Raw genomic sequence first — 11,731 nt, forward strand, 5'->3', positions numbered from 1 at the left:
AATTTTCGAATTCATAATTTCCGTGTAATTTGGTGCTCCAATAAAACAACAATATGCTCAGTTCCATAAAAATTCCTCATGTCTTTGCCCTACTTACTATTATCATATTGGTGGCCTCCGTGATGAGTTATCTGATTCCATCTGGCATGTACGATCGCAAGGAGGTACAAGTGGGGCATTTGACACGGACGGTGGTGGTTCCTGATTCTTTTAAGCAGATTCCTAAGCACTACTCTATCAAAGGTTTTTTTGTCGGGGAGGAAGTCGAAGGGAAATCCACACCGGTAAGTATTTTTGGGTTTTTGCGAGCCATTCCAAAAGGCCTTGAGGAAAGTGCTGATATCATATTTTTCATTTTTATAATAGGCGGAGCGTTTGGCATGGTAAAACGTACGGGCACCATCACTGCGGTTATTCAGGCACTTATCAACAAATTCAGTAATTCTGGAACGGCACTGACCATCGTGCTTATGCTTTGCATTTCTGCTGCGGGCTCTACCTTGGGCATGGGTGAGGAATTTATCCCACTGGTCCCTGTTTTTTTGTATGTATCCCATAAGCTGGGCTACGACAAATTGTATGGACTGGCTCTGGTTTTTGTATCTGCGGAAATTGGATTTGCCTCAGCCACTACTAATCCATTCAACGTACAAATAGCGCAGGGCATAGCTGAAGTACCCCTTGGCAGTGGGCTTGGATTCAGACTGTTGTTCTATATAGTCATTCTGATCGTTGCCATCCTCTACATGCTGAGATATGGCAAAAAACTCAAAGAGGATTTTTCCAATTCATTGCTAGCTCCAGACAATGTGTATAAAGAGGATGAGAATCTCGCACAGTTTGAGTTGAATGCCCGTCACCTTAGAATAGTGGCGGTCAGCGCAATCATCTTCGTTGGTATTTTATGGGCAGTACAGACCCAGGGCTGGTGGATGGCCGAAATGGGTGCTGGGTTTTTGTTGATCGGTATGATGGCAGCCCTACTTGGCAAGTTATCTCTAAATGAGGCCACTAAGGCTTTCATATTAGGCATGGAAGAAATGCTGGTCGGAGCATTAGTGGTTGGGTTTGCGAAAGGCATTCAGGTCGCACTGGTCGAAGGGCAAATCATGGATTCTATTATTTACTATGCTTCTGGCACTTTGCAGTACCTACCAAAAATTATCGCAGCAGAGGGGATGCTTGTTTTCCAAACAGTACTCAATTTTTTCATCCCTTCTGGCTCAGGACAGGCGGCGACTACCATTCCTATCATGGTGCCATTAGCCGATTTGCTGGGTATCACGAGAAACACAGCCATTTTTGCATTTACCTGTGGAGACGGGTTTGCCAATTCGATCATCCCTACCTCGGGGATACTGATGGCTATGCTCGGTATAGCAGGGATTCCCTATCGAGATTGGTTGCGTTTCATATTGCCATTATTTGGCTGGCTAATGGCCATTTCTGCAATCTTTCTTGCTATAGCAGTAGTGATAGAGTACTAGATTCAAGGCTTTGAATTTGACGACTACATTGGAGTACTAATAAAAAAAGTATACTTTTCAGGCTATTACCGCAAACAGAACATATAAATAACCGTTCGTGTTATAAAAAACTACGGTTTAACCGTTTTGGTATCTAAGAATCTCCGGGTACAATTATATTTGTATTCTATTAAGAATGATTACAAGAATGAGGCTAGGAACTTTAGCAAGAAAAATTAGCATTACCCCATCAAAATTAACGTCGTACCTTGAGTCGCAATCTATCACGTTAGCCAGTGGTACTAACACCAAACTGACGGAGGATCAAATCGAACTGATACTGGAGCATTTTCAGGCGACACTGGTGGAAGAGCCTGTTGAGGTTGTTGAGCCCGTTCGGGAAATCGAACTTCCTACGGCGGAGGTTGAAGTCGAACAAGAACCCGTAGTGGATGTAGAAGAAGAAACTGTCGAGCCATCCGAAATCCCTGAATTGAAAGAAGATAGTATCCAGGAGCAGGTCTCCACCGAAGAGCAAGACTCGATAGAAGAAGAGGACGAGAAAGAAGAAACTTCAGTCTTTACTCCTCACATCTCAGAGTCATTTGCTGAGATTGCGCTTCCTCACGAACTTGATGATCAGATACCCCCGCCCGGAGTTACAGACGAAATAAAGGAAATTGAAAAAAAATCAGCTACAGAGGAGACCTCTGATGTAGAACCTCAGGCTGAAGAAAGCCAACCCAAAAAGGAATCAAAGACTCCGATAGAAATCGATCCGGATATAGAATCTGATGTCGAGCGTGCAGCATACGATGATTCGATTGAGGTGATCAAGCCGCCAAAAGTGGTACTGCCTGGACTCAAGGTCAAAGGCAAAATCGAGCTGCCGGAACCAAAAGCTCCAAGCGACACAAGCGAAGAGCCTAAGGAAGAGGTGAAGAAGCCTCATAATCCTGATGAGATAATAACTACTACCGGACCTAGAAGAGATCGTAAAAGAAAACCGAAAAACTACAAGGGCAAGAAATATGAAAAAGACTACAATCCGGTCGAGGCGGCTAGAAGGAAGAAGGAGTGGGAGGAGAAAAAAAGATTAGAGCAGGAAGAAAAACGGAAGAAGAAGGCTAAAGAGAAACACTACAAAAAAATAGCGACCCCGTTGGCAAAACCTGTCAGTCAGAAAAAGAAACCTAAGAAAGCAGCCGTTAAAAAGAAACAGAAAGAGGAGCAGAAATCTGGCAATATGATGCAAAGATTTTGGCGCTGGATGAATACTTGATAAACGACCAATTAGTTGTGGTAATATCAATCAAATGGATCGACATCCATTTCCTCACATAGTTTAATGGCATGGGCAAAAGCCTTGCTGATTCGATCTACATCTTTAACATTCGCTCGGAATTTAAATGTTTTCTTGAAGTCAAATCCTGATTTTCCGGAAAGGTTATAACGTCGAATGTTCGATGCTGATTTTTTGCATCTCCAGGTAAGTGTAACAGGATTGACAAAACCGTCTGAGCCATAGACATCCATGGATTCTCGATCCAGGTGATGAAGATCCACTTCGTATTCCCAGGTCTGCACGTCTTGAAATTTAGTTTTGCCAACAGGTTTGAAGCTCACCACTTCGGTCATTCTCACATAGCAGGTTTTGGAGGTGTCTGCCCAGAAAGTCAACTCACTGAGCTCATGATTACCTTTAGTGATTTTGTCAAACGTACCAAACTGCCCTACTTTGGTCTGCAAGTAGTCCATCGTTTGATCCAAAGTAAGATTTTGAGATTGCGCTTTCCCACCAGAGTAGAGTAAAATGAGAAATATCCAAACAGCATTTTTATTCATGCCTTGAAGTTATTAAAATCTAAATAATTTTCTAATAAGCTTCAGTAATTGTAATACTCCGTAGCCCTAATTGGTTTGGTTTGGCTTTGTTGGTAATGACTGTGGCCTCGTACCTAAGGCCTCCTATTTCAAACTTGAATCGGATACCGTCTTCCTCGTTTCCGGCGGTGATTACGGCGGTATTGATGTATGCTGCCTCATTTGCCTTGATAATGTTTCTGAAATCTATCTCCAGCGTACCCGGGCTATTTTGGCTGCCAAAGGCAAGTCCTAATTCTTGCCATTTTCTCGGTAGTTGGTTGCCAATCGCTCCATCGAACAGTACCTTGTTTACCACTTCATTTTGACTGGATAATACAGAGAAATTTCCAGCTATATCATACTGCTCGCATCGGACATTGCCTTCATTTTCCTCCACTTTTCGAATGCATGTTCCTCGATCCTCTATCTCTTCGTTTGTCGTTTTTCCGATGATTATCCCAAAAGGCAATTCGGTGAGTGCAGACTGAGCAAATGTGCTACTTGCGTACAGGGAGACAAACAGCAGATAAATACAATATTTATATATTTTATTCATTTATCTAAATTATCGAATTTTACCTCCATAGTCAAGGGGAGTTGTATTGATATCTTATATCCGGTGGACTTTGGTTTACAAAAGTGCATCGTTTCAAAACATTGATCAACTAGTGTAGCTCGACAAATTACAGGAAACCTTTCCGGTAAATGATTACAAAGCTAAATAGTAATAGGACGGCGGCGAGTGTAATCTCTATCTAATCCATAAGTTTTCAAATATTGCTAATTGAAACAATCAACTTTCAATTCAAAGTTAAACCTGGCTCCATACTATCTCACTAGCACTATTCTGCAGCCTATACCCTATGGTAACTCATTTCTTGATTGATTAGTTAAGCGTTGGATTCAGTCCAAATGCTAAAAAATGTTAAATCAGAATAATCCACTTTTAGCCGGAGCTGAGGATGCGTATATTTGTTTGATTTGAATCTGATATTCTATGGTTTGGAGTGGTGAGATTGGCAATCTGGAATGGTTCTTTATTATTCTATTTGCCTTTTTTTATGTTCTATATATATTCAGAACCGCCCGTGCGGCGCGTTCTCTGGGCACAGGCTTTCGCAGGGTCTTTTATAAGATCGCGCTCAGAGCTGGGTATTTCGCTCTATTTATTGTTGCGCTGCTAGGCCCGTCTTTCGGTGAGTCTACTAAAGAGATTAAATCCATTGGAAAGGACATATTCGTGGCGATAGACCTATCCGAATCAATGAATTCCTTTGATATCGCTCCAACTCGGCTTGAAAAAATAAAATTCGAACTGAAGCAAATTGTAGATGCCTTCTCTTCTGACAGAATCGGCTTAATCATGTTTTCGAATGAGGCTTATGTTCAATGTCCACTCACTTATGATAAGAGTGCGTTGAATCTATTTATCGAAACTTTGAATACGAATTTGGTTCCAAATACGGGGACAGATTTTGGCCCTCCGCTGGAAATGGCTCTAGAAAAAATCAAAGGTGACCAGGAGATAGTCACTCGTCAAAAATCAAAAATTATTATCCTGATCAGCGACGGTGAAGATTTTGGTGAAAACACAGCCGGAATTGCGAAGAAGATCGAAGATGAGGGCATAAAACTCTTCACACTTGGTATAGGCACAGCAAAAGGAAGCAAAATACTCATCCAGAGAGGAATGCAAAGTGGGTTCAAAAAAGATCGGAATGGCCAGGATGTAGTTTCACGGTTGAACTCTGTATCGCTCAAAAAGCTGGCTACTGCAACTAGCGGTAAATATTTTGAAATCAATGGTACTCAGAATGACGTAGAAAAACTTATTAATACGATTGGAGATATTGAAGGCGAGCTGAGGGATACTAAAACTATGGATGTGTCAGCTAATAAATACTATTACTTCCTGGCCTTGGCACTACTACTAATATTTTTTGATGCTGCTATCAAAGTGAGAACGGTTAATATATGAGAATTAAATATACTATACTGCTATTTTTCATGGTGTGTTTTTCGGCTAGTGCCAATGACATATCACGTGTGAATACACTAAAGAAAAATGCCGCAGCGGCCTTCCAGGCTGGCAACTATGAAGAGGCTGCCGCTCAGTATTCATATCTCATTGATTCGTTGCTTATAGATGACGAACGTGTAGTTATGAATCTAGGTCACGCTTATTATCAATTGGACAAAAAAGATTTGGCCCAAGCACAATATCAAAAACTAGTTTTGTCTAAGGACGAGAGCTTAAAATCAATTGCCTACCAGCAACTAGGTGCCCTATCCAATGACCCGAAAACTCTCCAAAAGGCCCTATCTTATTTCAAAGAATCCATAAAGTCTGACCCTGGCAACCAGGATGCTCGCTACAACTATGAGCTGGTGAAAAAGAAACTGAAGGAGCAGCAGGATCAAAATCAAGACAATCAAGATCAGAATAAGGATCAAGACCAAGAGCAAGATCAAGAAAACAAGGATCAGCAGGACCAAGACCAGCAGGATCAAGAGCAACAGGATCAGGACCAGCAGGATCAACAAAACCAGGATCAGGAAGGTCAGGATCAGCAAGATCAGGAGCAACAGAATAAAGATCAGCAGGAAGAAGAGCAGTCAGACGAGCAAAAGGAAGAAGAGCAGCAACAAAACGACGAAGGCAAAGAGGGTAAAGAAGAAGAGCAACCCAAACCACAGGAAGGCGAAGAAGGTGAGGAAGGGGAAGAGAAAGACAAAAAAGAGGCTCCACAGCCTAGTCCGTCAGATAAAATGCAAGAAATGAATATCTCTGAGGAGAAAGCCAAGATGATATTAGAGGCACTAAAAAATAGTGAGATTCAATACATTCAGCAGAATCGAAGAAAGCCTACCAAAAGAAAAGATAGTGACAAACCTGACTGGTAGCAGTCAGGTTTGTTTGAATGTTTTTACTTCACAGCCAATGTTGATTTTTCCTGAACGACGGTTCCGTCTTTCATAAAAGCAGTGACTTGTATTTTATAAGTTGTATTCAAATCAGAAGACTTCATGTCTACCCAAAACGAATCCTTGGTCTTTCTAAGATCTGAATTCCAATAAAGTTGATGTCTAAAGTCTGGCGCATATTCACTTCCTGTAGATTTCTTGTTGAAGTTGGTACAAGATTCGATTATGGGCAGGTCAGAATAGGCGTCTTCTAGTGGATTATCCACGCCTTCTTTCAAAAAGAAAGAAACCGATCCGTTGAGGCTAAAGTTACCAAGATGACCATTGGACTGGTAAGAGTTTCGCACTTCCACTCGCTCAAAATCCTTAGGGTTTAGATTGAGTATCGTTCTGGCATCATAAATCGGAAGGTCATTGAGAAAGATCAATGGATTCCCTCTGTACTTATACGTACTCATGTATCGATACATAGATAGCTCAGCAGTCCCGTCATTGTTTTTCAGGACAGAAACAAATTTGACTACATAGTTGATCATATCGATCATGGTATTGGGCACATCATAGTCGGTCAAATTGTAGACGTAGTCAGGAGCAGGTAGCTTTTGGTCTTCCTTTTCGTTGGTCTGATAGGAAAGTAGAATGTTCTTCTGCAAGTCGTAAGCTTTGATCAAGTTCACTTCGCGTTCTCCAATAGTGATGATTGATTTCAATGCAGGATAGCTATACAACACTTTCTCTCTGAAATCAGCAGGCTTGATGGGTTGCAGATAAGTCGTAAAGTGATAAGGATAAATTTGAGATTTTTCTCCCACAGACTTCTCAAAATCATGAATTCCACGAATATTTTCACTTCTCATATCTACCGCCTTCATGGTGGATAGATTCAGCATAGATACTTCATCAAAGGGGTATTCAAATTTGTAACTCAACACTCCTCCTGTTTTGACAGCGTCCATTCGTTCTTGATTGACTTTTTCTTCTGTATTTGCGTAAAATAATACATAGGCATCAAGATCTCGGTTTCCAACTACTTGCAGGTCTAAATCAAGTTGATCCAGATAATACTCCTCATAAAAATTGAGCTCTACATAATCCAGATCGTCGATGATAGTCACGCTGACTCTGTCTATGGCATCTTCAGCATCTTCTATGGCAAACTCACTCTGCTCATTAGCAGCCAACTCCATTTTCTGAAGATTGATGTCCGGAGTATCGTTGGGCTTTACAAATGTGTAATAGGATCTCAATGCTGCTCCCAGGGTCAAATCTACCTTGTGCAGGCCATAGGTAAGTGCAGAGGTAGCGATCTGTATTGTACTGTCCATTTGAGCTTCCATAGCAAATTCCACTGATTTATTGCCATCAATAGCAATCGATATTACTGCCGGACTACCAGTGGTATTTCCGATTTTGAAATTCATCTGTCCGTCCTTTCTTTCCAGCTGGGTAGTTATTGGTTGGTTGCTTATTGCCAATTCCAACGTTTGCGTCCCAAAACGCACTTTGTACAAGGAATCTGACGGAGTGAAATCAAAGGAAGCAAGACCGTTAGCATCCGTATCAATATAGGTCACCAATGAATCTACACTATTCACTAGCGTGCCTTTCGTTAACAGACCGGCACCATTGGAGTCTGTAACTCTCACTGCGACTTTGGCCGACATATTCAACCCTAGCGTACCTCCTTCTATTATATGATCTATTTGCTTGGCACTACGTGGCAATTGCTCTTCCAACTCCAATCCAAACACATGAACCCGTTTAATCGCTTGGAAAGCCCCCGCACTGTTGGCCACTAGTCGGTAGATTCCAGTCTCCAAAGAATCGGACAGCGAAAAGAAATAACATCCCTCCTCTGATTTTATGAAGCTTTTGGTTTGTACAATATCTCCGGTCGGGGCTACCAGGTCCATGGCTATCAACACCTCTTCTTCTTCTTCCTTAGAAACCCCTGTTTGATCAAATCTAAAAACATCAAATAGGACTTGATGTCCTACCACATAGTTTACTTTGTTGGTGGTGATATATTGATGGTCCTGAGCCTTAGACGACAGTGTCAGAATAAAAGCAAATACGAATGTTGTTAGCGTAAATTTCATTTTTCAGATAATTTTATGGTCTCCACCAGTTGGGTTGAATATTGGTAATCTTATCTCCAAATTTTATTGACTCATAGTTTAGACAATTGCTGCAATAGGCCGGGCGATCAAGGGCGTATGGCAGAAAACATTGAGCACTAAATTTTGGTACGTAGGACAAATCTCTCAAGTTCATGTACCAGGTATAGTTGGTTTCTTTCCCCACCCCAAAATAGCCATACACATCAATGTCTTCGTCGGTGATGGTCAGATTAGTTGGCAAATTGTACGGTGGCGGGGCAAACAATTCTGATTGCCGTTGTTGATTTTCAAGATCTTTCCAAAACTGAAAATAGTCTGTGGAGATCGACAACTGTCTGACTCTAACAGAAAAGCCATTTTCCACTTGCAAGTTGCCCTCTATGGGCAAAAAGAAAAGGTCACTTACAGATTGATCCTGCGATACTTCTAACAATCGATACTCATCCAGATAATACTGCTCTGATACCCAACAAATACCTACAGGGCTGCTTGCCGGAATTCTAGCGGCCTTTAAAAGCCATGTGGTATAAAAGTCCCATCGATAATAGGACGTAGCATTGGGATTAGTATGTGGCATTTCAATATTGACCTCTACTCCGTCTACTGCTTTTATTACTGTTTCTTCGGCTTCCACTACGTACTGTGGTTCGTCTTTCTCTTTGAATGATATAGTGCCTTCTTGACTTTCTTCTGGAAGTTGCTCCAGGGCAGACTCTATCACATTCCCATCAGGGAGTCTCACTATCAATCTATATTGTACCCCAGGCATGGCTTTGAGATCAGGATAGAATAATTGGTACACACCCGGTTCGCCCTCTGTATAATCCCAAAATTCGTTGGCATCTGAAGCCAGTTCTATTTCCGCGCCTGATATCGGTTCGTCCCGGATATTCGAAACCGTACTAGCCCAGTTCAATTCCACCTTAAACCAACGAAACTCATCAAAGTCATTTAGATACTCCTGGGCCGACACATCGGTGAAGACACCTTCGATAATTACTGCTCGGTCTTCCGAACTTGTGTTGAATTCGAAAATTTCAACACAAGCCGTCAGGGCTAACAAAGCTATGGTCAATATCCTTACCATCCTAACCACCATACTGGTTGAATATTAGTAACAACAGATTTTGGAGGAAAAGGCCCTTCCCAGCAATTCAAGCATTCCGGTGACGGAAAACGACATTCAGGATCCGTTGATACACCTGGTTTCAACCCAAAATAACTTAACTCCGAAGGGTCAAAAACCCATCTATTAAAACTCTCACGAACTACACCAAAATATCCCAAAACATCTCCGTCATGGCCTACTGGTTTTAAATTGCTTACGAGGTTGTATGGTGGAGGGGCAAACAAATCAGCCTGATTTTCCTGATTCTTTAGATCCAACCAAAACTGATAATTAACCTCTGTCATCGATTGTTGTCTCGCCAAGATCGAAATGCCTCCTTTTACTAGTCTTGTGTCTATGTTAAAGTAGAAAAGATTATGAACTGTTCCTCCTTTACTTTCCCTATTAATTACCACCTCATTTACAAAGAATTGGTCATGTATCCAACAAACCCTGTTAGGATCATCTTCTGGTGCCCTGAGGGCAGTAAAAGTATAAGTTGTTAAAAAATCCCACCTATTGTAAACCAATGAATTACTTTCAAATTCCGGCATATCCGCTTTAAAAAGCAAGCCTCGCGCCTCTCTGATTTTTGGCTCACCAGCCACTATTCTATATTCCGGCCAGGTCGTTTCTTCCCATATTAACTCTGATTCAATATGATCCACCGGCAGTTCGCCCGGATCAGACTCATATGTTTCGCCATTGGCCAACTCAATGTGTAATTGATAGGTCCTGCCAGATTCAGCTTTAAAATCATCGTAATACAAGCGATAGAGGCCGGGTTCCACTTCCGTGTAATCCCAATATTCCGACAAATCATTACTAATTTGAATATCAGCATTAATCACCGGCTCATCTCTGCTATTAATAACCTTCCCAGTCGTCAGCAATCTTATATCGAAATATCTTTTATCAGCGATATCATTGAAAGAAACATTAGATACAAATCCGTCCACAACCAATACATCCTGCTCGCTATCACTATTGAAACTGAATTGCTCAATGCATGAAGCAAATAGGGTGAAAACAACCCATGTAATCGACAATATGAATGGATTATTTTTTATCATTTATCCCACCATATTGGTTTATTATTAGTTACCCTCGATCTTGAAACCAGATTCACATATCTACAATCGTAGCAGGAAAATGGTGGTCGAGGAATATTGCATGAGTTTTTTAAATCTTCAGGGTATACCACAGGATAGGAAAGCATATCCGGAGAAAAGGTCCAACGATAGTACTTCTCCCTCACTACACCAAAGTAGCCATATACCTCTCCATCATGATCCACAGCGCTAAGGTTGGAGATCAGGTTGTATGGCGGGGGTGCGAATACATCTGCCTGCTTTTTTTGATTGTCCAAATCTTCCCAAAACTGATAATTCAGCTCATTCATCATCTGATGCCTGATCAGGACCGAAAATCCTTCATGCAAGTTTTCATCTTTACTATCAAAAAAGAACATTTCATGCTCAGCATCTCCCAGAGTCTCCTTTGCGATCACAAAATCATTGTAATACAGTTCTTCTGTAACCCAACATTTGTAGTTTGGGTCGGTTTGAGTAGGTAATAGTCTGGCCACGAAACCATAGGTAGTTTCGAAATCCCAGCGATTGTAAATTAGTTCCTGATCTGTGTTATTTCGAGCTGTCTTTAGCTTTATTGCCAGCCCATCCACATCCACAATTCTGGATTCGCCACTTACTACACGGTAGTCTCTGATTGTCTTCTCTTCTAACACAATACCTCCACTGGAGACATCTGCAGGTAGTCCTTCATAGGTTGATTCGTATACTTTGCCGTCTGACAAGACAATTCTCAACTTATATTGTTTGTCGGTCTCTGCTCTAAAAGTTTCAAAATATAATCTATATATGCCGTCCTCGTCCTCGGAATAATCCCAGTGCTCATTGCTCTCATCGATCAATGACACCTCCGCATCAGTCACTGCCTGATCCAGTATGTTAGTCACTCGGCTCGTAGAACTAAGCTTTACCTGAAAATATCTTGGGTCAAGCGGCTGCGTGAGGAGGTCATTATAAGATTGATCGGAAATAAAACTTTCGATCACTAGTACAGATGCCTCGCTTTTTGTTTCAAACTTAAAATTCTCAACACAAGCGTTGATTAATACCAACCCTAGTAATACCAAGATACTAAATATGACTCCTCCTCTATTCATCATTCTTTCCACCATTTAGGTTCTGTATTCGTTGTTATTGAAAAATTTATATTAAGAT

At 41.3% G+C, this 11,731-nt stretch carries 10 protein-coding genes; 4 read left to right on the plus strand and 6 right to left on the minus strand.

Annotation, left to right across the window (positions count from 1 at the left end; translation table 11 throughout):
- The first annotated feature begins 53 nt into the window (after positions 1–53).
- Both ABJF11_RS00660 and ABJF11_RS00665 read left to right on the plus strand, forming a co-directional pair.
- Positions 54–1,487 (plus strand): hypothetical protein, encoded by a 1,434-nt coding sequence (locus tag ABJF11_RS00660; RefSeq protein ID WP_348117188.1) that lies wholly within the window; start codon positions 54–56, stop codon positions 1,485–1,487.
- A 187-nt stretch (positions 1,488–1,674) separates the two neighbouring features.
- Positions 1,675–2,748 carry a hypothetical protein gene (locus tag ABJF11_RS00665; protein ID WP_348117189.1) on the plus strand — a complete coding sequence of 358 codons (1,074 nt, stop codon included), beginning with the start codon at positions 1,675–1,677 and terminating at the stop codon, positions 2,746–2,748.
- Between the two features lie 26 nt (positions 2,749–2,774).
- On the opposite strand, the gene ABJF11_RS00670 is transcribed toward ABJF11_RS00665, so the two are convergent.
- Together ABJF11_RS00670 and ABJF11_RS00675 are read right to left on the minus strand one after the other, a co-directional pair.
- Positions 2,775–3,311 carry a hypothetical protein gene (locus ABJF11_RS00670; RefSeq protein ID WP_348117191.1) on the minus strand — a complete coding sequence of 179 codons (537 nt, stop codon included), beginning with the start codon at positions 3,309–3,311 and terminating at the stop codon, positions 2,775–2,777.
- A 31-nt stretch (positions 3,312–3,342) separates the two neighbouring features.
- A complete protein-coding gene (locus tag ABJF11_RS00675; protein WP_348117193.1) occupies positions 3,343–3,888 on the minus strand; it encodes a hypothetical protein in 546 nt (181 codons plus the stop codon).
- Positions 3,889–4,329: 441 nt separating this feature from the next.
- On the opposite strand from ABJF11_RS00675, the gene ABJF11_RS00680 reads away from it, so the two are divergent.
- Together ABJF11_RS00680 and ABJF11_RS00685 are read left to right on the plus strand one after the other, a co-directional pair.
- The gene (locus ABJF11_RS00680; RefSeq protein WP_348117195.1) at positions 4,330–5,310 is read left to right on the plus strand and encodes a VWA domain-containing protein; all 981 of its coding nucleotides are present in this window, start codon (positions 4,330–4,332) and stop codon (positions 5,308–5,310) included.
- Positions 5,307–6,236, plus strand: a complete 930-nt coding sequence (locus ABJF11_RS00685; RefSeq protein ID WP_348117197.1) for a hypothetical protein — start codon at positions 5,307–5,309, stop codon at positions 6,234–6,236. Before ABJF11_RS00680 ends, ABJF11_RS00685 begins: the two co-directional genes overlap by 4 nt.
- A gap of 23 nt (positions 6,237–6,259) precedes the next feature.
- Here ABJF11_RS00685 and ABJF11_RS00690 read toward each other — a convergent pair whose 3' ends face one another.
- Genes ABJF11_RS00690 through ABJF11_RS00705 form a run of 4 tightly spaced genes read right to left on the minus strand, consistent with a single transcriptional unit; the run spans position 6,260 to position 11,676 of the window.
- Positions 6,260–8,356 carry a hypothetical protein gene (locus tag ABJF11_RS00690; protein ID WP_348117198.1) on the minus strand — a complete coding sequence of 699 codons (2,097 nt, stop codon included), beginning with the start codon at positions 8,354–8,356 and terminating at the stop codon, positions 6,260–6,262.
- 13 nt (positions 8,357–8,369) lie between these two features.
- Positions 8,370–9,476 (minus strand): DUF4249 domain-containing protein, encoded by a 1,107-nt coding sequence (locus tag ABJF11_RS00695; RefSeq protein ID WP_348117199.1) that lies wholly within the window; start codon positions 9,474–9,476, stop codon positions 8,370–8,372.
- The gene (locus ABJF11_RS00700) at positions 9,458–10,558 is read right to left on the minus strand and encodes a DUF4249 domain-containing protein (RefSeq protein WP_348117201.1); all 1,101 of its coding nucleotides are present in this window, start codon (positions 10,556–10,558) and stop codon (positions 9,458–9,460) included. Before ABJF11_RS00700 ends, ABJF11_RS00695 begins: the two co-directional genes overlap by 19 nt.
- The gene (locus tag ABJF11_RS00705) at positions 10,555–11,676 is read right to left on the minus strand and encodes a DUF4249 family protein (protein ID WP_348117202.1); all 1,122 of its coding nucleotides are present in this window, start codon (positions 11,674–11,676) and stop codon (positions 10,555–10,557) included. Before ABJF11_RS00705 ends, ABJF11_RS00700 begins: the two co-directional genes overlap by 4 nt.
- Positions 11,677–11,731: the final 55 nt, after the last annotated feature.

The sequence above is a fragment of the Reichenbachiella sp. genome (assembly GCF_039941815.1).
Taxonomy (GTDB): domain Bacteria; phylum Bacteroidota; class Bacteroidia; order Cytophagales; family Cyclobacteriaceae; genus Reichenbachiella.

What these genes read in the sequence shown, in the direction of transcription:
- ABJF11_RS00660 (WP_348117188.1), top strand. Translation starts at nt 54, where the DNA reads ATGCTCAGTTCCATAAAAATTCCTCATGTCTTTGCCCTACTTACTATT.
- ABJF11_RS00665 (WP_348117189.1), top strand. Translation starts at nt 1,675, where the DNA reads ATGAGGCTAGGAACTTTAGCAAGAAAAATTAGCATTACCCCATCAAAA.
- ABJF11_RS00670 (WP_348117191.1), bottom strand. Translation starts at nt 3,311, where the DNA reads ATGAATAAAAATGCTGTTTGGATATTTCTCATTTTACTCTACTCTGGT.
- ABJF11_RS00675 (WP_348117193.1), bottom strand. Translation starts at nt 3,888, where the DNA reads ATGAATAAAATATATAAATATTGTATTTATCTGCTGTTTGTCTCCCTG.
- ABJF11_RS00680 (WP_348117195.1), top strand. Translation starts at nt 4,330, where the DNA reads ATGGTTTGGAGTGGTGAGATTGGCAATCTGGAATGGTTCTTTATTATT.
- ABJF11_RS00685 (WP_348117197.1), top strand. Translation starts at nt 5,307, where the DNA reads ATGAGAATTAAATATACTATACTGCTATTTTTCATGGTGTGTTTTTCG.
- ABJF11_RS00690 (WP_348117198.1), bottom strand. Translation starts at nt 8,356, where the DNA reads ATGAAATTTACGCTAACAACATTCGTATTTGCTTTTATTCTGACACTG.
- ABJF11_RS00695 (WP_348117199.1), bottom strand. Translation starts at nt 9,476, where the DNA reads ATGGTGGTTAGGATGGTAAGGATATTGACCATAGCTTTGTTAGCCCTG.
- ABJF11_RS00700 (WP_348117201.1), bottom strand. Translation starts at nt 10,558, where the DNA reads ATGATAAAAAATAATCCATTCATATTGTCGATTACATGGGTTGTTTTC.
- ABJF11_RS00705 (WP_348117202.1), bottom strand. Translation starts at nt 11,676, where the DNA reads ATGATGAATAGAGGAGGAGTCATATTTAGTATCTTGGTATTACTAGGG.